This is a genomic window from uncultured Deefgea sp., from assembly GCF_947072475.1.
GTDB lineage: Bacteria > Pseudomonadota > Gammaproteobacteria > Burkholderiales > Chitinibacteraceae > Deefgea.
Genome location: NZ_CAMTIA010000007.1, coordinates 24,417 through 47,126, shown reverse-complemented (window position 1 = coordinate 47,126; position 22,710 = coordinate 24,417). Strand labels below are relative to the sequence as shown.

The window sequence follows — 22,710 nt, the reverse complement described above, 5'->3', positions numbered from 1 at the left end:
GACGGTGAATCACTGCAGCGATGAGGTGGTATTACAAGTGAAACCAATGTGGTTATTTTTGAAGAATTCTATTGAATGTCAAGACAATACGTATGAATGGACTGCTGTGCGTTTTTATAAGTTATTGATGATATTGATTTTTTTTGGGTTGAAAGCGTGCGGCTGGCACAATTGGAGCATAAATGGAGCAGATCAAGCAGGGTGATTCATTACAACAGCTGGCGGAACAAGTGAATCAATTTGCGCTAGCGCGCGATTGGCGACAGTTTCATAGTCCTAAGAATTTAACCATGGCGCTATCGGTCGAAGCCGCTGAATTACTGGAGATTTTTCAATGGGAAGCATCAAGCACCACCACGCCCTTAAGTGCCGCGCAGCGCCAAGCGTGTGAGCATGAAGTGGCAGATATTTTGTTGTATTTACTGCAATTTTGCCAAGTAACGCAAATTGACTTAGTGGCTGCTGCGCAAGCCAAATTGCAGCTCAATGCCGAAAAATACCCCGTCGCTTTAGCGAAGGGGCGTTCGGTGCGATCGACTGATTTGTAAATTTAACTGTGGAAATCGTCGCACGCGCTGTGCACTGGGAGCTCGCTCCAGCGCTGCAATTGCCGTGGTTCGGCGATTTTCATTGTGGTTTGTGCGGTGAGCCAGTCGGTCAGACCTTCACGCATAAAATTGAGTTCTTCAATACTAAAACCATATAAATCGCGCAATAGTGCACCGTGTTGAATATTGATTTCGCCATCAAATATGGTGGCGGTGGCGAGGTAATATTCATCGTGGATTAGCGCCACCCAATACACTCGATCTTGCGCTTCAAGTAGCGCCAAAGTGCCTTTGGGCATGGCGGCGAGCTCTTGCGCTGCCAATTGACCAATGGCGTGCAGCCATTGCCAGCTTTGCTCGGTTAAATCATCCACGCCATACGCGGGAATGTCGGTATTGATGTTGGGTGTCAGCACGATAATTCCAATTCTTGCAGGTATATTACTGAAGCCTATTTAAAAATTAGGCTACAGGCATATACCCTGATTTTTTCAGATTCAAATTCAGCGCTAGAATCGTTACCAGCTCGCTGGGTACGATCTGTTGGCGCATGCTTATTATGCCTGAGTGCGGGTTCACTGCGGACTAGCGGTCGTGATGCTTACACAAATGGGGAGTGCTTACCACGGCGGCGTGCTAAAGCGGGCGAGCAAAAAGTCGAGCAGGGCGCGAACGGCGGGGGACAAATGCCGCCGTGATGGATACAGCGCATAAATCGTCATTGTTGGCGCTTGCCATTCAGGCAAGACGAGGTGTAAATCGCCACTGGCAAGCCACGGTTTGACCAAATAACTCGGTTGCAAGGCAATGCCGCTGCCCGCTATTGCCGCGTGCAGTAAAACGGTGGCTTCATTGGCGCTAAAGCGACTGCTGACGGCGACTTCGCTGCGAACTTCGTCGCGATGAAAATGCCAAATGCTTTTGCCAAAATTGGCGTAGCTTAAGCAATGATGCAGGGTAAGCGCCTCTGGGCTTTTCGGAATGCCGTATTGCGCTAGATACCCCGGCGAGGCAACTAAAACCGATTCGCAAGCTGCCAAAGGGCGCGCAATCAATAAAGGATCAGGGTCAAGGCTGATTCGAATCGCCAAATCAATGCGGGATTCAACTAGATTCACCGCCACATCATTGACATTTAAATCAATTTTTAGCGCCGGATGCTGCGCTAAAAAATCGCTAATCGCCGCCGCCAAATGCGCATGGCCAAACGACATGCTGCAGCTTAAGCGCAATTGGCCGCGCAGCTCGCCAGCATGCTGGGTGCTTTCTTCCTCAATATCTTGCATCAGCGCCAGCATTTGCTGGCTGCGCCGCAGGCAGTTTTCTCCGGCATCGGTTAGGGTCACGCTGCGGGTGGTTCTTTGCAGTAGCCGCGCGCCCAACCATTGCTCCAGCTCGGCGATATAGCGCGTCACCATGGCTCGCGACATATCGAGCTGATCGGCCGTAGCGCTAAAACTGCCGGTGCTGGCGACGCTGCTAAATACTTGCATGGCTTTCAGTCTATCCATCGTCGACTTCCTATCTATTTGATCGAATTTTGCAACAATCATGGCCATGATAGCGTATTTATCTGGCTGTTTAACGCAACTACACTGGCGTCAGTTCAATTAAACCACCCAAGGAAATCACCATGTTGCGTACCACACTACTCGCCAGCACTTTAGCTTTAAGCTTTAACGTCGCTCAAGCCCAAGATAGCGCCAAAGCGCCTTTGCAACTTAAAGTCTACAACGCTGATGCAGCCAGCTTTCATGTGAATTCAGTGTTGATTAGCGGAGAAAAAGAAGCCGTATTGATCGACAGCGGTTTTACGCGTGCCGATGCCTTGCGCATTGCGGCCAATGTGCTCGACAGTGGCAAGCAATTAACCACGATTTTGATTAGCCAAGCCGATCCGGATTATTATTTTGGCGTTGAAGTGTTAAAAAACATGTTCCCGCAAGCCCAAGTCGTGGCGACGCCAGCGGTACTGGCCAAAATCAACAGTAAATTGGCGGGAAAGGTCGCATTTTGGGGGCCAAAAATGGGTGCCAATGCACCTAAAAACCCAGTTTTGCCCAAAGCTTTGCAGGGCAATACCCTGAAGTTAGAAGGGGAAACCATCGAAATTCGTGGCAATACTGGCATTTTGGCGCACCGCCCGTATGTGTGGATTCCATCGATCAAAACCATTGCCGGTAATATCGCGGTGACGGGTGGGCTTCATGTTTGGACTGCCGACACCCAAACCATTGCCGAACGCCAAGCGTGGTTAGCGCAACTGGATGAAATGGCCGCATTGCAAGCGGTGACGGTGATTCCAGGGCATATGCGTGCCGGTACGCCATTGGATGCCAGCCAGATTACGTTTACTCAGCAATATTTGCAGCAATTTGAGAAAAATGCCGCCATGGCTAAAAATAGTGCTGAGCTCATTCGCAGCATGCAAAATGCCTACCCGCAAATCGAGACCGATATGTCCTTAGAAATCGGAGCCAAAGTGAATCAAGGCGAAATGAAATGGTAAAGCATTTAGATTATTATTTTGATCCATTGTGTGGCTGGTGTTACGCCGCTGCGCCCTTACTGCAGGCGCTGGCTGAGCAATGCCCCGACATTGAAATCGTACTCCACGCTGGCGGTATGATGAGTGGCGAGCGCCGCCAGCCGGTAACGCCGGCATTGCGCGATTATGTGATGCCGCATGATCAGCGCATCGCGGCTTTAAGCGGGCAAATATTTGCACCAGCGTATTTCGACGGTTTGCTGCGTAATCCGCAGGCGGTGTTTGATTCCACACCGCCGACCTTGGCGATTTTTGCCGCTGCAGCGCTAGGAGGATCGGATTTGCAAATGCTAAAAAAAATCCAGCAAGCGCATTATCAGCAAGGGCGGCAAATTGCCGATCCCGCAGTATTACTTGATCTGGCGGCGGAACTCGGTTTCACGCGAGCAGCGTTTGAGCAAGCGATGCAGCATGAAGCCACAACGATTGCCGCGCATTTTGCCCAAACCCAGCAAGAGATGGCGCAGCACGGTTTGCGTGGTTTTCCATCTTTGCGTTTCGCGGAGGGGGCAGGCATTGATTTAGGTCCATTTTTAGGTCAGCCCGCTGCTTTTGTGGCGTGGATACAGCAGCAAGCACCCGCAACTTTGCCGGCAGATGGCGCTGGATTTTGTCGTCCAGAAGGCTGCGAATGATCAAGTCATGATTTAAAGCGGATAGGTGGGTATTGCTTTGCAAGCTTTGTTTTATATGGTTTTTGCAGTAATACCTATTGATTTTACCGATGTTCAGATTTGATGCTGTGCCGCGCTCGTGGGTTGGGCTGATCAATCCCAGCGCATCGATCGAGTGCGTCAGCGATCAACAGAGATATCGTTTGGCTCACGGCCATCGCGGTGCTGGCGACTTTGTCACGCCTGAGTCGCAACCCGTTCAGCCAATTGCGGCCGAATGACCGCGCGCTGTCGCCTTCTGTTATCCTCAATTTTTTTGTACTTTGAGGATGCAATGCCATTTCCTTTGCAAGATCAGGAGGCGCAATTGACGCCAGTTGAAGAATTACGCCAGCAAATCGCCGAAATTAAAACCGCACAGGCCGCGCTAGATCGCAATGGCACGCAATACATTGTGATGATGGGCGATGTGGCGTTTCAGTTTGTGATGCAAGAAAAAATCGCTACGCAAGCCACTGCTGTTCCAGCACAAACGGCCACGCGTTTTACCGAGAGCGACGCCAAAATGATTGCGCGGGCGATTAAAAACGCCAAAGGCGAAACCGCACAAGCCATGCCTTTGGCTGCGGCGCTGAATATGGCTTTAGCGAAAAAAAATCTGAGTTTACAGCGGCTAGAACAAGCCATCAGCGTGATTCAATGGCTGCCACCCATTCGCCGCGATTCAGCGAGCGGCGAATAACTTCATCGATCTAAACCCACGCAGACACGGACACCGCGATGTCGGCTTATGGCTGATATTGGCAGGCCTTGACTTGCCGACTACGGCTGAGCTCGGCAAAACGGCTTGGGGTGCAAGCCGCACCCGTGCATTGCGGCAGAGTGAGCTCAACGATGCCCGGTTGTTCGCCGTGCAGGCTGAGCGGCGTCATGGCGCGCATTTGTGGCAAGGTTTGATAGACCAATTTGATTTTGATTTGCTCTCGTTGACTGCGCGGATGTTGCCAGCGCTCGAAAATCATCGCTAACCCTGGCGCTGTGTTGTCGGGTTGCTCGGCGAGCCGCCAATTAAGGCCGAGCGCGCCGGCGACATTGGCAATATTGGTGTCATGCCCAATCAGCCAAACCATTTTGGCGGTCGCTGCTTGTTGGGCCAAAGTGCCACCGTTGGCCGGTATGTGATCTTGCAGCGCATCGCTAATGACCTGCAATAAGGGCGTGGCATTGGCGCTGGCTATGAGTGGGTTTTTTTGGGTCAGCGCAAAATTGCCATTATGCGCAGTAAAGAGTTGCTGCCACTGCGCGGGTTGCGCAATTCGTCCCCAGCCGACTTGTGAATCGGGCATGCCGTCGGCGTATTGCAATAAAAAAATCTCGCTGAATGTAGAAGCCAAGCCCAGCGCGCCTTCAAAATGCGCGCCGTGGTGATTGACATGCAAACGGCTGGGCAATAATTGTGGCAGGCTGCAATCACCTTGCTGCTGAGCCGCGCACAGCGGCGCGGCGTTCAAATTGAGCGTTGTTGCTAGTTGCTGGTATGCGCTGGCAAATTGTTGATCGACGGGCTTTGCCCCCAGTTGTTGCTGAATCGAGCGGCGTACTGCCTTAGGATCAAGCTGACAAATCCCCATTTTGAGGGGGTGAAATAGCGGGTCAACTTGACTGGAATCCGCTTGGGTTTGCAGCGCAACGCCGCAATTGGGCGCAACGGCGTCGATGAACGCTTGACCGGTGGCGCGGGTTCTTTGCTCGCTATCGGCCCAAACCAGCATGCGGCCGGTTGCTGGGCAGCCTTGGGCGGGTAACAGTCCGTTTTTTTGCCATGCGGTTTGATAATACTGGCCAAGCAGCTGGAGTAATTGCCCACCCCGTGGCGTGAGTTCACCCAATGCGACCGGCCAAGTTGGCCAGTTATCTGGCGTCACTTGCTGCATCAGTGCTGTGTCTTTGGTGGGGGAACGGACCCCATGCCGATTGAGAATCACTACTTTGCTGATTTGCCACTCGTCGTCCGAACTGGGTTGGGCTGTCCAGCCATGATGACTGGCGACAAGCAAAACACTGAGTACATAAGGAAGGATGCGCATGGCTGATCTGCCGTCGTGAAGGGGTGGCTTGATTATAGTGAGTCGTGCTGTGTGTTACGCAATTGATTTGTTGGCTAGGCGCTGCATGCCTTGCCTCAGGCCAAAATCCGCACCACCGCAGTTGGTAAACCCAACGTCAATCGACCCTAGGCTTGAATCGGCAGCAAAAAAATGGGCAGGATATACCTGCCCATTGTATTTATCTGTAGCCATTTTTAATTCAGGCCTACATGGATATACCCTTATTTCAAGAGATCCAGCGCCAATGCCTCGGCGACCTTAATCCCATCCACCCCGGCAGATAAAATCCCACCGGCGTAGCCTGCACCTTCGCCAGCAGGGTAGGTAGAGACCGCATTAGGCATGATTTAGTATTGCTGCGGTGTTTGGATCAATCGATGAGTCGCACTCATTTCAGCTTGAAACTGGCTAGGCAGCTTTGCCCAGTCGTGTATTTGCACCAGGTAGGGAATCGGGCTATCGGATAACGCTTGTTTTAGTGCGGCTAAATCCGTGGCTTGCTGCGGACTTGCTGGGCAGCGAACGACCAAATCAATATCACTGGCATCCCAGTGCGTGCCTTTGACACGGCTACCAAATGCCCAGACCTCGGCGTGCGGCAGATAGAGTTGTAACAGCCGGCACAGCGTCGCCCAGTGTTGCGGTGGTAAGAATAAGTGCTCTTTCATTACGGCAAGGCCTTGAGTCGTCGCAGCAATGTTTGTGCATCTAAATGAAACTGCACTATGACGGTCAAAACGTGCTCTGCCAGTTGTTCGCCATAATCATGTGCGGTTTGATTGCGGCTATCGCGATAAGTAAACCAGCGTTCCACTTCATCGACCGTCAATAGCCCATATTGCGCCGCAGTACGCAAAACATCTTTGTAATTGAGCGTAGCAACTTTGCGCGGATCGCTGACAAACTCCAGCAAGGATTTACGTAGCAAGTTGCCGCTGGTTTCTAGACAAAGCTCGAAGCCTTTAATCACCGCATTACGAAAAACCTCGTATGGCACGCTGCCCGGTTCGCTGCCGTGCAGATATTGCAGTGACTGATCCAGCGTTTGAATACTGCGTTCAAGGTGATCAAAATTCAGAGTCATAACTAAGCCTTATGTTTAGTCTTTGCCCAGTAAAAGCCAGTATGGCCTTGTAGTCATCATTAAATAGTGCCTACAAGGCTATACCCTTATTTTAAGATATCCAGCGCCAATGCCTCGGCGACCTTAATCCCATCCACCCCAGCCGATAAAATCCCACCGGCGTAGCCTGCGCCTTCGCCTGCGGGGTAGAGACCGCGCACGTTGAGCGATTGGCAGGCCTCATTACGGGTGATACGCAGTGGTGAAGAGGTGCGGGTTTCAACGCCAGTCAGTACCGCATCGTGCATATCGTAGCCACGGATTTTTTTGCCGAAGGCGGGCAGTGCTTCGCGCATGGCGCTAATGGCGTAATCGGGCAGCGCTGCGGCCAGATCAGTCCAGTTCACGCCGGGTTTGTACGATGGCTCGACTGCGCCGACGCCGCTGGAGGCGCGGCCAGCGAGAAAATCGCCGACCAATTGCGCTGGCGCGTTGTAGTTTTCACCACCCAGAACATAGGCTTGGCTTTCGAGCTGGCGTTGGAATTCAATCCCCGCCATAGCGCCGCCGGGATAGTCGCTTGGGTTGATACTAACCACCATGCCGGAATTGGCATTGCGCTCGTTACGCGAATATTGACTCATGCCGTTGGTGACGACGCGGCCGACTTCAGAAGTCGCGGCAACAACCGTGCCACCCGGGCACATACAGAAGCTATACACGGCGCGGCCATTGGCGGCGTGGTGCACCAGTTTATAGTCGGCAGCGCCCAAGATCGGATGGCCGGCGTATTGTCCCCAGCGCGCGGCATCGATTAAGGATTGCGGATGCTCGATGCGAAAGCCGACCGAGAACGGTTTGGCTTCCATAAAGACGCCGCGATGGTGCATCATTTCAAAGCTATCGCGCGCGCTGTGGCCGAGCGCGATGACCACGTGTTCGCTCAAAATTTCACTGCTAGGCTGGCCTTCGACGCCGATCTCGGTGACGCGAACGCCACGGATTTGCTTGTTGCCATCGGGCATGTCTTCGAGAATGAGGTCGTCAACGCGCTGCTGAAAGCGAATTTCGCCGCCGAGTGATTCAATCTCGGCGCGCATTTTTTCGACCATGCTGACGAGTTTAAACGTGCCGATATGCGGCTTGGCGACAAACAGGATTTCATCGGGGGCACCGGCTTTGACAAATTCATTGAGCACTTTTCGGCCGAGATGACGCGGATCTTTAATTTGGCTGTAGAGCTTACCGTCTGAAAAAGTTCCCGCGCCGCCTTCGCCAAATTGCACATTCGATTCGGGATGCAGGGTGTTTTTACGCCATAAATCCCAAGTGTCTTTAGTGCGCTCACGCACTTTTTTACCGCGCTCAAGCACGATGGGTTTAAAGCCCATTTGCGCCAAAATCAGCGCAGCAAAAATCCCGCATGGGCCAAAACCAACGACGATAGGGCGCTGCGAGCTGAAGGTCGCAGGCGCTTGGCCGACAAAGTGGTAGCGCGTGTCTGGCGTTGGCAGTACGTGCACATTGTTTTTAAATTGCGCCAGCAGTTGCGCTTCGAGCGTGCCCAGGTCCAAATCGATGATGTAGGCCAGCAGCATATGGCCTTTACGCGCGTCAAAGCTGCGTTTAAACACGCTAAAGCTATTGATGGCTGTTTCGGCGATGCCCAAATAAGCGGCGATGGCGGTTTTGAGTTCGGCTTCAGTATGGTCCAGCGGCAGTTTGAGTTCGGTAATGCGGAGCATGTTGTCCTTCCGGGTTGAGATTTATTCAACAGAGTATTGATCGCTAGCCCATAGTGGATAAAGACTAGCTTGATATACGTTGATTCAATAAAAAAATACGCCAAGCTACTTCTAGGCAGCGTGGCGTATTTTATCAGGATTAAAGGCTTATTTCTTTTTTGGTGCTTGGCGATCTTTAGCAATCAGCTCATCGACCATTTTGGTCACGGTGGCATCTTCTGCACCGACCATTGCTGGGCTAGTTACCCATTTACCGTTAACCACAAACATCGGCACGCCATCCACTTGGTAGTCTTGCGTGATTTTAGTCAGGTTTTTCAGCTGCATTTGGCTTGAGAAGCCATTGTAATTGGCTTTAAATTTGGCAACATCAATGCCTTGTTTTTTAACCCATTCTAGCAATTTGGCTTCATTGCGTAATTCGATACGGTCGGTTTGGATCGCTTTCATTACCGCTTGTTGGTATTTGGCGTCTAAACCCATGCCTTGTAGCGCGAGGAAGATTTTGGCGTGGCCTTCCATATCATTGCGGCCATCCCACATCACGTGAACACGGCGTAAATTAACGTCTTTCGGTAATTTTGCAGCCCAAGCTTCAACAGATGGCTCAATAGAAAAGCAGTGGGGGCAGCCATACCAAAAGAACTCGATCACTTCGGCCTTGCCAGGCACGGCGACTGGCATCGGTTTGGCCAAGGCTTTGTAATCTTTACCTTCGGTAAAAGCAAAAGCCGCAGTGGCGCTCAGTAATGACGCAGCGACGACGATGGTTTTAATCCAGTGCTTTAACATCATGTTTCCTTAGAAAAGAGTGGGTATGGGGGATTGGGGCTGCATTTGGGACTGGGGCTGGAGCAGATTGGCCCGATCCCAATCTGCGGCACAGAATGATCACCTGCGGATCGTTTAGTTGGCTTTTACCGTGGCACTATCAATGCCGTTGGCTTTAAGTTGACCGCGAACTTTATCTAGATCGGTGGCCGAATTAAAGGGGCCAACGCGAACTCGGTGCCAAATGCCTTTGTCAGGAATGTCCGAGGTCAGAATGCGCGACTCAATGCCCAATAAGGCGAGTTTGGCTTTTAGGTTATCGGCATCGCCTTCATCTTTGAAAGCACCCACTTGCAGCCAAGCATTTTTATTGGCTTCTGCTTTAGGCGTCGCAGCCGGTGCGGCGGTTGGGCTGGTGCTGGTTTTGGGGCTAGCCGTTTTTACCGGGACGGGCGTACTGGCAACGGCCGATTCTTCGTTGAGCTCAGGCAGCACTTTATAAAAATCAAAACGCTCGCCGCTGGCGTTGACGCTCGCCGGTTTGCTGGCGACAGTACTGGCTGGTGCGGGGTTGAGTGCGACTTCTTTGCCATTGCCTGGCAACAAGACTTCTGGTGGCGCGACGGCGGTTTCAGGCGCCGAGCTCACCGCATCCGCTGGGGTGGTATTGCCGTTTTTAAATGGATTACCGCTGCGATTTAAATACAGCGCCACGGCGACCGCAATGGCAATACCAACAAATAAACCCAGTAGCAAGCCGGTAATTAATGAGCTACCGCCACTTTTACGTTGGCTATTGGCGCTGCTACTGCTGGCACTGCGGTTACTACTGCGGCTGGGTTTCATATCACGGCTCATGGCTTACTCTGGTCTCCGGCGGATAAGGCCTTTTTATCGTACAGCGGGGTATTGATCGCTGCGCGAAATGATTCTACGAATCGCGTGATTCTACCGCGCTTTGCAAGTTCCAGCAGCGCATTATCGATCTCAGCCCTAGTCAATGCGGCCAGATCAGCAGAAAAGCGACAGCTAATCTGTTTGATTTTACGTTGCTCGAGTTTGATTTAAAGTCGAGCAAAACGCTTTTTTGATCTGGCGTTGGCTTTATCTTTCGTGCGTTGTGGGCATTGGCAATGCGTGATTGCGCACAGCGAAGCGCAGCGCAGCAGGTACAATGAGCACCATCTGAATGAAAGGACACCACGATGTTAAATAATGACGTACTGCGTAGCATTCGCTACATGCTCGATTTGAGCGATGCCAAATTAGTCGATGTGCTGCAATTGGCCGAGCAAACTTTAGATAAAGCCACCATGATGGCGTTTCTAAAAAAAGAAGAAGAGCTCGACTATCAAGAATGTGATGATGTGACGATGGCCAATTTTCTCGATGGTTTGGTGTATTTGCGCCGTGGTAAAGACCAAAGCCGTCCGGCATTACCGATTGAATTGCCGGTCACCAATAATCTAGTGCTCAAGAAATTACGTGTGGCTTTTGAACTCAAAGACGAAGATATTTACGCCATGCTGGCCGATGCCGGATTTGAAGTGTCTAAGCCTGAGCTATCGGCGTTATTCCGTAAAAAAGATCACAAGCATTTTCGCCCTTGCGGCGATCAGTTCTTACGGAACTTCTTAAAAGGCTTAACACTGCGCGTTCGCGGCCGATAAAGGGCCGACTTGCGGCACTGGCGAGGCTGATTGTGTTCGCGGGTGTCTCTTTGCCGTCGCAATGATGGCTTAAAGTGGGCGGTTTCTAGCGCATCGAGCAAGTCGAGTGCAGCTTTTGCTCGGCTGTCGTTATAATCGTGGTCATTGTTCCAACTATATCTGGATTTTTCGCATGTCCGAATCTGCAAACAAAGCTTGGTCTGGTCGCTTTAATGAGCCAGTGAGTGAATTGGTAAAGCGGTATACCGCATCGGTATTTTTTGATAACCGCATGGCGGAAGTTGATATTCAAGGCTCGCTGGCGCACGCGGGGATGCTCAATCAAGTGGGCGTTTTATCCAACGACGATTTGCGTTCGATTCAAAGTGGCATGGCGGATATTTTGGATGACATCCGCGCCGGCCGTTTTGAATGGAGCTTGGATCTCGAAGACGTGCATATGAATATCGAGCGTCGTTTGACCGATAAAATCGGTGATGCGGGCAAACGCTTGCATACCGGTCGTTCACGCAACGATCAAGTGGCCACCGATATTCGTTTGTATTTGCGCGAAGCGATTGATGTGCTGCTGCGCTTGGTGCGCGAACTGCAAAAGTCTTTGCTCGATTTGGCTGAAAACAACGCCAATACCGTGATGCCCGGCTTTACTCATTTGCAAGTGGCGCAACCGGTGACTTTTGGTCATCACATGCTGGCCTATGTCGAAATGCTCGGCCGTGACGCTGAGCGTTTAGTCGATACCCGTAAACGCGTGAATCGCATGCCTTTGGGCTCGGCGGCATTGGCCGGGACGACCTTCCCGATTGATCGCTCGATTACCGCTAAATTATTGGGTTTTGAGGGCATTTGCGAAAATTCACTCGATGCGGTGTCCGATCGTGATTTTGCGATTGAATTTACCGCCGCTGGCGCTTTGATCATGACGCATTTGTCGCGCCTTTCTGAAGAGCTAATTTTGTGGATGAATCCGCGTTTTGGCTTTATTGATATTGCCGATCGTTTTTGCACTGGCTCTTCGATCATGCCGCAAAAGAAAAATCCTGATGTGCCAGAGCTGGTGCGCGGTAAAACCGGCCGCGTGAATGGCAATTTGATTTCATTGTTGACCTTAATGAAGGGCCAACCGTTGGCCTACAACAAAGACAATCAAGAAGACAAAGAGCCGCTATTTGATACCGTGGATACGCTCACCGATACCTTGCGGATTTATGCCGATATGATGCGCGGCATTACCGTGAAGCCCGATGCCATGGAGCGTGCCGCCAAGCAAGGTTTTGCGACAGCAACCGATTTGGCCGATTATTTGGTCAAGCACGGCTTGCCGTTTCGCGATGCGCATGAAGCCGTGGCTTTGGCAGTGCGTTATGCCGAGCAAAAACGCCAAGATTTGTCGGACTTAACCTTGGTTGAATTGCAAAGCTTTTCTCCTTTAATCGAAGAAGACGTTTGCCATGTGTTGACATTGCAAGGCAGTTTAGAAGCGCGCAATCACGTCGGCGGCACCGCGCCGTTCCAAGTATTGGTTCAGGTGGCAAAATGGCGTGAACGTTTAGGCTGCTAAATTGACCTTAGCCGGCTCTAAAAGCATCATTAATCCTGTGTTATTCAGGAAGTGATGCTTTTTTTATAGGCAGATGCTGATCAGCGATGGCATCGTCGCCGTTGATGGGCTTGCAAATGTTTTGCCTGTTGAAATAAATGCGAACGATTGAAGTCAGCATTTGGCTTTTATTGCATGCCGCATTTTTTTATGATCGATGTAATTGATTTATTTTGAGTGTAATGATGAAGATAGTTTGGCGCTGGTTGGCTTTTGATGAATTTGATACCCCGAGATTGTTTCAATATTTACAACTCAGACAGCAAGTATTTATTGTTGAGCAGGCGTGTGCTTATGCCGATATCGATGATTTGGATTTAGTCGCAACGCATTTATTAGCGTATTGCGATGATCGTTTAGTTGCTTGTTTACGGTTGGTGCCACCGGGATTGAAATACGCCGAACCTTCTTTGGGTCGGGTGATTACGCAGGCTGATTTTCGCGGTACTGGTCTTGGGTATCAATTGATAGAACGCGGTTTAAAAGGGGCTGCCGAGCAATACCCTGGTATGAATAATAAAATTGGGGCACAAGCGCATTTGCAAGGTTTTTACGCCAAAAGTGGCTTTGCCACCGTCTCTGCGCCTTATCTTGAAGATGATATTTCTCATGTGGATATGTTGTGGCAATATTCACCGATTGTGGCGATTTAAATTGGCGTGGTTTAAATGTTTTTAATGGCTTAATTATTCTGCGATAAAAAACAAAGCTTTAAATTAATGCCCGCAATTAATACGGCTTAGCTTGCATTTTGTCAGTAATAATCGGCGCGGTTAATGCGTCGGCCTGCGGTATTAACTTAGCGACAAGGGTTTTCATTTGCGATATAAGCAACACTCAGTGATTCAATTTTGAAGACGTAAGTAGACCCGTAACAGCGTTTTTGCATCGTTGTATCGCCTAGTCGTACTGGATGTCTTATTGGCCTTTACGTCTTGCCATAAAATTTTTTGCACGAGTACTTATGCCAAAGACCAAAACTTTGCGCGTAGGCCTGATTGGTTATGGCTACGCGGGTAAAACTTTTCATGCTCCCCTGATTAATGCGACACCGGGATTGCATTTGGTCGCCATTGCCAGCTCACGCCCTGCGGACGTGCTGGCCGATTGGCCGGATATTGTGGTCAAAACCGAGCCAGATCGCTTATTGGCGCATCCCGGTTTAGATTTAGTCGTTATCGCTGCGCCCAATGATGCGCATTATCCCTTGGCGCGTGCCGCTATGGCGGCGGGTAAACATGTGGTGATTGATAAGCCTTTTACTTTGAATGTGCGTGAAGCAGAAGACTTATCAGTGCGCGCCGAGCAAGCGGGATTATTGCTATCGGTGTTTCATAATCGGCGCTGGGATAATGACTTTATTGCTTTGAGTGAAACGCTGCAAAGTGGCGTTTTAGGCGATGTGGTTGAATTTACTTCGCGTTTTGATCGCTACCGCCCCGAGGTTAAAGCGCGTTGGCGCGAAGCGAATATTGCGGGTGCTGGGCTGTGGTATGACTTAGGTCCGCATTTAATTGACCAGACTTTGCAGCTATTTGGCATGCCCAATGCCGTGACTGCCGATTTGGCTTTGCGGCGCAGTGGCGCGCAGGCGGTGGATGATTTTCATGTGATTTTGCACTACCCAAAAATGCGGGTGATTTTGGCCGCGAGCACCTTGGTGAGTGGCGGCACGCCGCGCTTTTTAGTGCAGGGCACACAAGGCGCATGGTCGGTCAATGGGCTAGATGCGCAAGAGACTTGGTTAAAGGCCGGTTTATTGCCTGAGCATGCGGCATGGGGGGATGATCCCCGAGAGGCGCAGCATTTTCAAAGTCAAAATGATCAAATTTCGGTCAAAGCGATGCCATTACCCGCCGGCAATTATGCGGCGTATTACGCCGGTGTTCGTGATGCCTTACTCGGTATTGGGGACAATCCAGTGACATCGGCGCAGGCGCGGAATGGGATGCGAATCTTAGAATTAGCCATTCAAAGCGACGCGCAAGGTCGCCGCGTGATGGTGCTTTAAAATAGGCCAGCGGTAAGCTGGCCTTGCCACGAGCGGCTTTACGCCGCCGCCCGTCTTTCTGCAAGAAATAGCCTAGCTTGTTGCTCGCCGTCGTGCATTAATTTCTGGATATTTTTTGGGCTGCGATCGAGCTTGCTTTCATAATCTAAAGTGCTTTGCAGCGCCTCAGACATCTCAATAAATGGAATATGGTAGGGGCGAATATCGTCGCTACTGAGGCAGCGCGGTAGCTTGACGGGTTCTTTTACGCCGTTTTTTGCTAAAAATTCGGGCGTAAAGGCGTGATTGAGCAGTAATTCATTCAGGGTGCGAATGCTGGTCAGCTGCTGAAATAAAGACATATTGCCGATCATTTCATTGCGCCGATCGCTAATGGCCTCAGGGGATTTGGGCACTGCTTTGCAGCCATTGGGGTTGATTTTAATTACCCAAATTTCATCCGGCAGATTGTTTTCGCCAACATAAACCGGTTTGATCACTTCATCAATGGGCGGGTTGTCAGAAAACAAACCATCCCAATACGCGTGGCCATCAAATTCAACCGCTTCAAAAATATTCGGCACTGCGCACGACGATAAAATATGCTCGACGCGAATCGCCTCGGTGCGGGAATTAAATTTCGCCAATTGTCCGGTTAACACTTCGGCCGCACCCAAAATCAGCGCGGGCATTTCGGTATTGGCCCCCATGGCCTTGAGTTCAGCAAAATCGATATGCGATTCGAGCAAGGCGCGAAAGTCGGTAAAGTTTGGCCGAAATTGCTTGCCGGTCATGCTGCTCATCATTTGCATTATGGGCGAGTAGGGGCTGATATTAAATTGCGGCATTTGCCCGCTATTGACCTTACGCATTGCGTCTACTAAGTAATTATTGAATCTTAATTCGGCATCCGATTGCGCGGTATTGTCGGCCCACAGGTCGAGCATGCGCTGTGGAATGTAAGCGTCTTTTTTCAGTAGGGCGTACCAAATCAGCGTGGCGCACAGCGCGCCGCCCGAGGTGCCGGTAATGCTGACTAATTCATAGTGCTCGGCAAAACCATTGTCGTACAAGGCTTTGAGCGCACCCGCAGTAAAGGCAGTTTGGCTGCCGCCGCCTTGGCAGGTGATCGCGATTTTCTTTTTGCTCATGATTGATCCTCGGTTTATCCGTTTATCCGTTTATCCGCATTCCCGACTGTCACGCATGCACTTGCAGTCGCTAAAAACAGTGATTCTGATTAATGCGCTGTCCAGCCGCCATCGACCGGCAGTGCGGCACCGGTGATAGAGCGCGCGCCATCGCTGCATAAGAAACTGGCTAAAGCGCCCAGTTCATCGACTTCAACAAAGCGTTTGGTTGGCTGTGCGGCGAGCAACACGTCGCGAATCACCGCAGCTTCGCTAATGCCACGCGCTTTGGCGGTATCGGGGATTTGTTGCTGCACCAGCGGCGTCATTACATAGCCGGGGCAAATGGCGTTGGCGGTAATGCCGTGTTCGGCGAGCTCAAGCGCTACGGTTTTAGTCAGCCCTAGCACGGCGTGTTTTGACGCCACATACGCCGATTTAAATGGCGAGGCGACTAAGGCATGCGCTGAGGCGATATTGATAATGCGGCCCCAGCCGCGTGCTTTCATGCCGGGAACAGCCAGGCGTATGGTGTGAAAGGCGGCAGATAAATTGAGCGCGATAATTAAATCGTATTTTTCCGGCGGGAAGTCTTCGATCGGGCTAACAAACTGCATACCGGCATTGTTAACCAAAATATCCACGCGGCCACATAGCGCATCGATTTGCTGCATTAAGTCTTCCACTGCGGCGGTTTTACTTAGGTCAGCAGCGATAAAATGTACTGGGGTGGCAAATTCGACGGCTAAATTGGCGCGGATGGATTCAATTTGCGCCGGATCGCCTAAACCATTGAGAATAATTGTCGCGCCTTGCTCGGCTAAAGCGCGCGCAATGCCCAGACCAATACCGCTGGTTGAGCCCGTAATCAAAGCAACTTTATTTTGAAGTGACATGATTCATCCTGCGCGAGTTGGCATAGCTAATAACATACAGCAAATGCGCAGGATAAACAGGTGGTAATGAAAGTTTTATGTCAATTTCTAGACATTAACTACGCAGCGCGGCGGCATTTTGCGCGTTGCTGAGTAATTCACGCACCAGTTGCGGATCGGTCTCCACCACGCTGTATTCATCTTGCCCGGGCGCACCCATTTTAACGTTGGGATTACGGTAAACCATGCCACTTGGGAATGGCGCACGGCCTGAACTATGAAACTCATTACAGCCGGTTGCTGCCACCAGTTCGGCGATATTGTGGCCACGCACGCCAGCGCCCGGCATGACGATCAATCGATCGCCCGCTTGCGCTTGCAGTTGCTGCAGTAAAGCCGCGCCTTCGAGTGCGCTGGCCGCTTGGCCGCTGGAGAGCAGTCGAACACAGCCCGCGCTAATGATGTCTTCTAGCGCTTGCACCGGATCGCAAGCCACATCAAAAGCACGGTGAAACGTCACTGGCATTGGTGCTGCCAGCTCAACCAAGCGCTTGGTGCGGGGTATATCGATGCGGCCATCGCTGGTTAATAGGCCGATGACAATACCATCCACCCCTATCTTTTTACACGCCAATACATCGCGCTCCATCACTTCAAATTCCAAATCGCTATACAAAAAATCGCCGCCGCGTGGGCGGATGATCACGTTCAAAGTAATCCATAAGCGATCGCGCGCTGCGGCAAGCTGGCCGTACGACGGCGTGGTGCCGCCTTCGAGCAAGTTGTCGCAAAACTCAACGCGCTGCGCGCCGCCTTCTTGTGCTGCAAGGCAGGACGTCACCGAACCGGCGCAAATTTCGAGGGTGATGGCAGAGTGAGCAGTGGCGTTCATCGTGGTGAGTCCAATTGAAATAAGTGCTGTGATTATCGGCGACTTAGCGCGCTTTGTGCTTAATGTCTGGCGATCAAATCGGCAAAATAAGTCATCGCATCGACAAGCTCTGCGCTAAAGCAAGCCCGAGCCAGATAACCGTTGACGGCCTTGGCCAGTGTCGTGATGGCATTCGCTGACTGCGTCTTGGCATAAACCCCGCGCCAGCGCACAGACGCTATGGTTTTGCTGCGCCGCCTGCTAGACTTGCCGCCATCAATTTGCTTTCTGCCATTTGCAGGGGCTGGCACGGTTTTAGTTTGAGGAAAAAATAATGAGTTTGCGTGTTTTAACGGGCATTACCACCACGGGTACACCGCATTTGGGTAATTATGTGGGCGCGATTCGCCCAGCGATTGTCGCCAGCCAACAGTCCAATACCGACTGCTTCTTTTTTATGGCCGATTATCACGCGCTGATTAAGTGCGATGATCCCGCCCGCATTGAGCGCTCGCGCCTTGAAATCGCTGCGACATGGTTGGCTGCGGGGCTAGACCCTGAGCGCGTGACGTTCTATCGCCAATCGGACGTGCCGGAAGTAACCGAACTCAACTGGCTGCTCACTTGCGTCACCGCCAAAGGGCAAATGAACCGCGCCCACGCCTACAAAGGCGCAACCGATGCCAACGAAGCAGCCGGTGAAGATCCCGATGCGGGCATCACCATGGGCTTGTTCTGCTACCCGATTTTGATGGCGGCGGATATTTTGCTGTTTAACCCGCATAAAGTGCCGGTTGGTCGCGATCAAATTCAGCACATTGAAATGACCCGCGACGTTGCTGCGCGTTTCAATCACTTATTCGGCCAAGGCAAAGATTTCTTCGTCCTGCCCGAAGCACACATTGAAGAGCAAGTCGCCACGCTGCCGGGGCTCGACGGTCGCAAAATGAGTAAATCCTACGACAACACCATTCCGCTATTTGAAGGCGGCGCTAAAGCGCTCAAAGATGCCGTGGCCAAGATTGTCACCAACAGCCTACTGCCGGGCGAACCGAAAGACCCAGAATGCCATTTGGTGACGATTTACGAGGCGTTCGCGACGCCAGAACAGGCCGCGAAATTCCGCGCCGATCTAGTCGCTGGCCTTGGCTGGGGCGACGCGAAAAAGCACACAATTGAACTGATCGAAAGCCGCATTGGCCCAATGCGCGAGAAATACCAAGAACTGATGGCGCATCCTGAGCAAATCGAAGAATTGCTGCAGATTGGTGCGATGAAAGCGCGCGCGATTGCCGCGCCACTACTTAAGCAAGTGCGCGAAGCAGTCGGTCTGCGCAAAATGAACGCGCTGCCGGCAGTCAAAGAAAAAGCCGTCAAAATCGCCTTGCCAACGTTCAAGCAATTCCGCCTTGAAGACGGCCAGTTCTACTTCAACTTCAGCGATGCAGCCGGGCGTTTGCTATTGACCAGTTCCGGCTTTGCCTCGGGTAAAGACGCTGGGCAATGGGTGGGGCGTTTGAAAAAAGAAGGCATCACCGCCTTGCCTGACGCGCCAGTGGCCTTGGCCGAAGGCGTGAGTGCCGATGATGTGGCTGCGGCGCTGGTGGTGTTGATGGTGGAGTGATGAGACTGAGGCGCAATGTTGTTGCGCCTTATTTCATGAATGGGCGAAATGAAATGTAGGGTGCGAAAGCTGCGCGCATTCCACCGTTTTATTGATAGTTCGCAAATCGGTGGAATGCCTTTCAGTTATTCCACCCTACGCACAGATTTATGTTTATGACAAGGATTTACATGTGAGTGATGAAATTGAAAGCGAGCGTCCTAGATATAAGAGAACTAATTTCATTAAACCTATACCAGAAAGCGGTTGCTGTAATTTATCGTGCCCATTTTGTTATGTTGGGATTTTATATACTAAAAATATTACTTCATCTGAGACTGAAAAGTCTAAGCTTGAGCATGATGATCCCAGTTGGGAAGTTGAATGGATTGAGTCAAATTTCTCAGCTGTTTTGAATTGTAAAAACTGCTCTAATGAAGTTTTTTGTCTAGGCGATGGACGTGTTTCTGAAGTTCAATTTGAAGATGAGGATGGTTATAGTCGAGACTATGTTACTGAATATAAGCCAAAATATTTTCACCCGCCCATTCCGCAATTTTTAATTGCTGAATGGATTCCTAGTGAAATTAAAGTTAAAATAAATGATGCGTTTGCTTTGGCTTATTGTGATTTCGCATCCTGTGGAAATAAACTCAGAGTGGTTGTTGAAGAAGTAATGAATAGTATTGATCCTGATGGTAAAGGGGTTAGACTGCATAAAAGAATTGAAGCATTAAAAGAAGAAAATGAAAAAATAAAAGAATTTTTGATGGCGATTAAATGGCTTGGTAATGAAGCTAGTCATGAAGGCGAACTTCAAGAATATGAAGTTGCATTTGCATTTAAAACATTGAAATTAATTCTTGATAAAGTATTTATAGATCCTAGTATTGAGCGAGAAACTCAAGAATTAAAGCTTCATGCTCAACATATTAATCGCGATGCTGTAAAGGCAAGATAAATTATCGTGCACGTCGCAATGCTTTTGTATCACCGTAGCGCCGTAGGTTGGGCTAAGCTTGCGTAGCCCAACGTTTACCGCAACCCAACAACCGCCAGATTAACCCCGGCGGTTTTGTTTTTTATGCGGCTGCGCCGCGTGGTTTTTGGAGCGCGTTCCGCCGCGCGGGCAGGAAGGGGGTTTTGCTTCTGCAAAGCCCCCTTCACCCCAAAGCAGCCCCCGGTATCTGCGCCGACTGCGTCGGTGCCCTCGCTGCGGACAATCGAGGCGGTTGCGCTCAAAACTCGGCCTGCGGCCTCAAACAATGAACGCAAAAACCCCGCCCCGCTTGTTCCTCACTCGGCTTGATACAGGGGATTAGCAGCCCCAGACCCACGATCAAGACGATATTATGATGTATTGCCAGCAAAGCTTTGCTGTTCAAAGGCTAGGTCGAGATACATCATTAATCGCGTGCGTTGCAATGCTTCTGTAGGGCGACAATAAGCGGAGCGCATTGCGCCGCATGCATGCCGTATAAATCAACCGCCCGATTAAATCTCGGCGGTTTTGTTTTTTATGCGGCTGCGCCGCGTGGTTTGTGTTGGTTTTTCATCGCTTATTTCACTGCGCGCCATGGCCTACAATGCGTTGTAGGATTTGGGCTATGGATGCGGTGTTGCTACGGGGCTGGGGTTTTTAAGGAAATGCGGATGCAGTTTTCATTTTTGAATGAATTGAAAATAATACGCTCTGATTTAAATCAGGCTTGGCTAAATATCAAAAACAATGGGATTTCATTATTGGATGTGGCCGCGTCGGTGTGTTCGGTGGCGTTGGCGATTTATATTACCTATGTATTTAATTTTGAATATTCAATGTGGGCGGCTTTTAGCGCTTATGTGGTGATGCGGCCTTTTTTTAAACAAACTTTAAGTCGTGGTTTATTAAGGATTGCCGGTACTTTATTGGGCGGAGCGTGTGGTGTTGTCTTGGTATTGTTGTTTCAACGCGAATTAAATGTATTCAGCGTTTGTCTGATCTTTTTTATTGTGAGTAGCGTATCGGCTTATTATGCCAATGTGCTTTCTGATCAATATAATTATGCGGTGTTATTTTTTGGTCTGACGTTTATTTTAATTGTGGGCCATGCCTTTGCTGAGCCACAGCAAGATATTTTGCAGATTGGCTTGATGCGTGCTGCCGATGTGATGGTCGGGTCTTTATCGACTATTTTTGTTTCTGCCGTATTGCAATTGGCGATTAAACATCGCGCAATGCCAATTGCACACGCCGCGAGTTCTTCTTCTTTATCCCCAATAAAATTGGTATCGCCGCAGCTTCATTCGGATAAAAAACAACATCTTTTTTTTGCATTATTGTCCGGCGGGGCCATTGCGCTAACGCCGTTATTGGTGATGTTGGGCGGGCAATTGATTTTTATTCAGGCTGCGGTGAGTATTTTGGCGGTGTCCAATCAGCCACGAACGGCGTCGATTGATTTGCCAGCGGCATCAATGAAAAAAATTATTTATCGGGCGCTAGGGTGTTTTTCTGGGGCTTTGCTCGGGATGGGGTTTAATTTTATTTGCGTGTATTTTTCGTCTTATGCCTTATTAATGCTGCTGACTTTAGTCGGCACGGCTTTGGGTAAAATCTTGCAAGATAGCAGTGCCGATTCATCGTATATGGGCGCGCAATTTGCCGTGGGTTTATTGATGGTGAGTGTGCATGATTCGGCGTCGCTGCTCAATGATCGTTACGGTGTGCATCGATTTTTGGGGGTGATGGTGGGCTTGGCGATTTTGGCCGGCATGCTGGCGCTCTTTGCGCCTCGGCAGAAGCTCGATTAGCCGCGTTTTCGGGGTGCTGGCTCGCAAGGCGGTGCAATGCTGTCGGTGATTTTATCCTTCGCGACGCCAAGCCGACTGGCTTAAACGGTAAAGACAATGTGCTTGCAATGGATGCCCTGCGGGAACTTTGGGGTGCATAAAGTTTTGCGGCTCGCGCTGCATGCCCAGCCTTTGCATAACGGCTTGGGAGGGATGGTTGCTCAGCGCGGTAAAAGCCACAATCTCTGTTAGTTCTAGATGGTTAAAACCAAAGGCCAATGCCGCCTTTGCTGCCTCGGTGGCATAGCCATTGCCCCAATGGGCAAAAGCCAGCCGCCAGCCAATTTCTACGCATGGAGAAAACGGCAGGTCAGCGTTTGGCCTGTTTAAGCCGGTAAAACCAATAAACTCTTGGGTTTCTTTGAGCGCTAGCGCCCAGAATCCCCAGCCATTTTCGAGAATCTGCGCCATGATTTTTTGCTCCATTGCCGCACTGGCCTGAGCATCTATCGGCCCTAATAGCATGTTCATCACTTTGGGGTCGGCACTCATTTGAGCAAATGGCTCGGCATCACTGATCTGCCATTGGCGCAAAATAAGACGTTCGGTGCTTAAAGTCAGGGGTGAAGACATCACTGGTTTTCTCTCTGCGTCGCTTTGGGTCAGCGTTTCGCCGCTTAGCGGTGTGGGGGCGTGATTCACGTGTAATTAGATTTGGATTTTCAACGATTTTGGCGGGTTTGGCTTAAAGGCTAACCCGCACGATGCTACTGTTTTTCTTAAACCAATGGGTATATCTTTA

At 50.6% G+C, this 22,710-nt stretch carries 24 protein-coding genes; 11 read left to right on the top strand and 13 right to left on the bottom strand.

The annotated features are described in order from the left end of the window. Positions 1-182 precede the first annotated feature (182 nt). Positions 183-548 carry a nucleotide pyrophosphohydrolase gene (locus Q0V82_RS04265; RefSeq protein ID WP_297573006.1) on the top strand — a complete coding sequence of 122 codons (366 nt, stop codon included), beginning with the start codon at positions 183-185 and terminating at the stop codon, positions 546-548. A gap of 2 nt (positions 549-550) precedes the next feature. On the opposite strand, the gene Q0V82_RS04260 is transcribed toward Q0V82_RS04265, so the two are convergent. Both Q0V82_RS04260 and Q0V82_RS04255 read right to left on the bottom strand, forming a co-directional pair. Then, a complete protein-coding gene (locus Q0V82_RS04260) occupies positions 551-964 on the bottom strand; it encodes a hypothetical protein (RefSeq protein ID WP_297573005.1) in 414 nt (137 codons plus the stop codon). A 204-nt stretch (positions 965-1,168) separates the two neighbouring features. Continuing rightward, complete coding sequence (locus Q0V82_RS04255) at positions 1,169-2,059, bottom strand: LysR family transcriptional regulator (RefSeq protein WP_297573004.1); 891 nt, start codon at positions 2,057-2,059, stop codon at positions 1,169-1,171. A 122-nt stretch (positions 2,060-2,181) separates the two neighbouring features. On the opposite strand from Q0V82_RS04255, the gene Q0V82_RS04250 reads away from it, so the two are divergent. The 3 genes from Q0V82_RS04250 to Q0V82_RS04240 all read left to right on the top strand — a co-directional run bounded on the left by Q0V82_RS04250 (position 2,182) and on the right by Q0V82_RS04240 (position 4,452). After that, positions 2,182-3,057: an MBL fold metallo-hydrolase gene (locus Q0V82_RS04250; RefSeq protein WP_297573002.1), complete on the top strand. Its 876-nt coding sequence runs from the start codon at positions 2,182-2,184 to the stop codon at positions 3,055-3,057. After that, positions 3,051-3,731, top strand: coding sequence for a DsbA family protein (locus Q0V82_RS04245; RefSeq protein WP_297573000.1), 681 nt, complete (start codon positions 3,051-3,053; stop codon positions 3,729-3,731). Before Q0V82_RS04250 ends, Q0V82_RS04245 begins: the two co-directional genes overlap by 7 nt. 313 nt (positions 3,732-4,044) lie before the next feature. Then, positions 4,045-4,452, top strand: a complete 408-nt coding sequence (locus tag Q0V82_RS04240; RefSeq protein ID WP_297572998.1) for a hypothetical protein — start codon at positions 4,045-4,047, stop codon at positions 4,450-4,452. Between the two features lie 46 nt (positions 4,453-4,498). Here the strand turns inward: Q0V82_RS04240 and Q0V82_RS04235 are convergent, their stop codons facing one another. From Q0V82_RS04235 to Q0V82_RS04205, 7 genes are all read right to left on the bottom strand, one after another. Continuing rightward, positions 4,499-5,797, bottom strand: coding sequence for a histidine-type phosphatase (locus tag Q0V82_RS04235; protein WP_297572996.1), 1,299 nt, complete (start codon positions 5,795-5,797; stop codon positions 4,499-4,501). Positions 5,798-6,039: 242 nt separating this feature from the next. Next, positions 6,040-6,162 carry a hypothetical protein gene (locus tag Q0V82_RS04230; RefSeq protein WP_297572994.1) on the bottom strand — a complete coding sequence of 41 codons (123 nt, stop codon included), beginning with the start codon at positions 6,160-6,162 and terminating at the stop codon, positions 6,040-6,042. Between the two features lie 3 nt (positions 6,163-6,165). Then, complete coding sequence (locus Q0V82_RS04225; protein ID WP_297572992.1) at positions 6,166-6,486, bottom strand: nucleotidyltransferase family protein; 321 nt, start codon at positions 6,484-6,486, stop codon at positions 6,166-6,168. Then, positions 6,486-6,902 (bottom strand): nucleotidyltransferase substrate binding protein, encoded by a 417-nt coding sequence (locus Q0V82_RS04220; protein WP_297572990.1) that lies wholly within the window; start codon positions 6,900-6,902, stop codon positions 6,486-6,488. Before Q0V82_RS04220 ends, Q0V82_RS04225 begins: the two co-directional genes overlap by 1 nt. An 86-nt stretch (positions 6,903-6,988) precedes the next feature. After that, positions 6,989-8,626, bottom strand: a complete 1,638-nt coding sequence (locus Q0V82_RS04215; protein ID WP_297572988.1) for an NAD(P)/FAD-dependent oxidoreductase — start codon at positions 8,624-8,626, stop codon at positions 6,989-6,991. A gap of 147 nt (positions 8,627-8,773) precedes the next feature. Beyond that, positions 8,774-9,421 carry a thiol:disulfide interchange protein DsbA/DsbL gene (locus Q0V82_RS04210; RefSeq protein WP_297572987.1) on the bottom strand — a complete coding sequence of 216 codons (648 nt, stop codon included), beginning with the start codon at positions 9,419-9,421 and terminating at the stop codon, positions 8,774-8,776. A 111-nt stretch (positions 9,422-9,532) separates the two neighbouring features. Next, positions 9,533-10,255 carry an SPOR domain-containing protein gene (locus Q0V82_RS04205; RefSeq protein ID WP_297572985.1) on the bottom strand — a complete coding sequence of 241 codons (723 nt, stop codon included), beginning with the start codon at positions 10,253-10,255 and terminating at the stop codon, positions 9,533-9,535. Between the two features lie 347 nt (positions 10,256-10,602). Here Q0V82_RS04205 and Q0V82_RS04200 point away from each other — a divergent pair, with 347 nt between their 5' ends. The 4 genes from Q0V82_RS04200 to Q0V82_RS04185 all read left to right on the top strand — a co-directional run bounded on the left by Q0V82_RS04200 (position 10,603) and on the right by Q0V82_RS04185 (position 14,678). Beyond that, positions 10,603-11,067 carry a DUF1456 family protein gene (locus tag Q0V82_RS04200; RefSeq protein WP_297572983.1) on the top strand — a complete coding sequence of 155 codons (465 nt, stop codon included), beginning with the start codon at positions 10,603-10,605 and terminating at the stop codon, positions 11,065-11,067. 172 nt (positions 11,068-11,239) lie between these two features. Next, on the top strand, positions 11,240-12,628 hold the full coding sequence (gene argH / locus Q0V82_RS04195) for an argininosuccinate lyase (RefSeq protein WP_297572982.1): 1,389 nt from the start codon (positions 11,240-11,242) through the stop codon (positions 12,626-12,628). A 221-nt stretch (positions 12,629-12,849) separates the two neighbouring features. Further along, on the top strand, positions 12,850-13,320 hold the full coding sequence (locus tag Q0V82_RS04190) for a GNAT family N-acetyltransferase (protein ID WP_297572980.1): 471 nt from the start codon (positions 12,850-12,852) through the stop codon (positions 13,318-13,320). 311 nt (positions 13,321-13,631) lie between these two features. After that, positions 13,632-14,678: an oxidoreductase gene (locus Q0V82_RS04185; RefSeq protein ID WP_297572978.1), complete on the top strand. Its 1,047-nt coding sequence runs from the start codon at positions 13,632-13,634 to the stop codon at positions 14,676-14,678. A 38-nt stretch (positions 14,679-14,716) separates the two neighbouring features. Here Q0V82_RS04185 and Q0V82_RS04180 read toward each other — a convergent pair whose 3' ends face one another. The 3 genes from Q0V82_RS04180 to Q0V82_RS04170 all read right to left on the bottom strand — a co-directional run bounded on the left by Q0V82_RS04180 (position 14,717) and on the right by Q0V82_RS04170 (position 17,554). Then, entirely contained in the window at positions 14,717-15,808 is a 1,092-nt protein-coding gene (locus Q0V82_RS04180) for a patatin-like phospholipase family protein (protein ID WP_297572976.1), read from the bottom strand. Positions 15,809-15,897: 89 nt separating this feature from the next. Then, the gene (locus Q0V82_RS04175; RefSeq protein WP_297572974.1) at positions 15,898-16,683 is read right to left on the bottom strand and encodes a 3-hydroxybutyrate dehydrogenase; all 786 of its coding nucleotides are present in this window, start codon (positions 16,681-16,683) and stop codon (positions 15,898-15,900) included. A 94-nt stretch (positions 16,684-16,777) separates the two neighbouring features. Beyond that, the gene (locus Q0V82_RS04170) at positions 16,778-17,554 is read right to left on the bottom strand and encodes a copper homeostasis protein CutC (RefSeq protein ID WP_297572972.1); all 777 of its coding nucleotides are present in this window, start codon (positions 17,552-17,554) and stop codon (positions 16,778-16,780) included. Positions 17,555-17,864: 310 nt separating this feature from the next. Between Q0V82_RS04170 and Q0V82_RS04165 the strand changes: the two genes are divergently transcribed. The 3 genes from Q0V82_RS04165 to Q0V82_RS04155 all read left to right on the top strand — a co-directional run bounded on the left by Q0V82_RS04165 (position 17,865) and on the right by Q0V82_RS04155 (position 21,929). Next, entirely contained in the window at positions 17,865-19,157 is a 1,293-nt protein-coding gene (locus Q0V82_RS04165) for a tryptophan--tRNA ligase (protein ID WP_297573049.1), read from the top strand. 172 nt (positions 19,158-19,329) lie between these two features. Continuing rightward, positions 19,330-20,097, top strand: a complete 768-nt coding sequence (locus Q0V82_RS04160) for a DUF4145 domain-containing protein (protein ID WP_297572970.1) — start codon at positions 19,330-19,332, stop codon at positions 20,095-20,097. A 692-nt stretch (positions 20,098-20,789) separates the two neighbouring features. Beyond that, the gene (locus Q0V82_RS04155) at positions 20,790-21,929 is read left to right on the top strand and encodes an FUSC family protein (protein ID WP_297572968.1); all 1,140 of its coding nucleotides are present in this window, start codon (positions 20,790-20,792) and stop codon (positions 21,927-21,929) included. 51 nt (positions 21,930-21,980) lie between these two features. Here the strand turns inward: Q0V82_RS04155 and Q0V82_RS04150 are convergent, their stop codons facing one another. Continuing rightward, positions 21,981-22,541, bottom strand: a complete 561-nt coding sequence (locus Q0V82_RS04150) for a GNAT family N-acetyltransferase (protein ID WP_297572966.1) — start codon at positions 22,539-22,541, stop codon at positions 21,981-21,983. Positions 22,542-22,710: the final 169 nt, after the last annotated feature.